1 protein-coding gene is annotated in these 420 nt (G+C 47.1%); it reads right to left on the reverse strand.

Annotated elements, in window-relative coordinates; all coding sequences use genetic code 11:
• Positions 1-384, reverse strand: a 384-nt coding sequence (locus ACKRDP_RS10095; protein WP_489685586.1) for an RpnC/YadD family protein, incomplete at its 3' end; no start/stop codon positions are given.
• Between the last annotated feature and the right edge of the window lie 36 nt (positions 385-420).

A 420-nucleotide genomic window follows, 5' to 3' on the forward strand; every position in this document is an offset into this window, starting at 1 on the left:
CAGAAGCTCCCTGCAGTCTATCTGCCTTATGTCAAGCATGTCATACCTGAAGGTGAGGTTCTCAAGCTCCAGAGTGTCCTTCATGCTTAGCCTTTCGTTGCCCACATAGACAAGTAGTTGTTTTATGTTCTTTGTTTTATACCTTTCTGCTATGGATGTGTAGTATCGTAGCATTCTCCAGGGCATGTCTGGGTCGTTGAAGAACTGAAACTCCATGTGGAAGATGGTCTGGTTTTGGAGTTTTGCGAGGAAGTCAAGTCTGAGTTCAGAGGAGGGCAGGGTGGTAGGGAGTAGCTCTGTGATGGGTGCAGGGGATAGTATGTGGCTCAGTCTGAGGGGCAGTTCGTCAAAGATGCTTCTTAGGGTTTTGTCTTTTGAGGACATGGGAGGATTATAGCACTGGATGGATTTGACGCTTAC

It is taken from the genome of Pampinifervens navoyensis (assembly GCF_046159715.1).
GTDB lineage: Bacteria > Aquificota > Aquificia > Aquificales > Aquificaceae > Pampinifervens.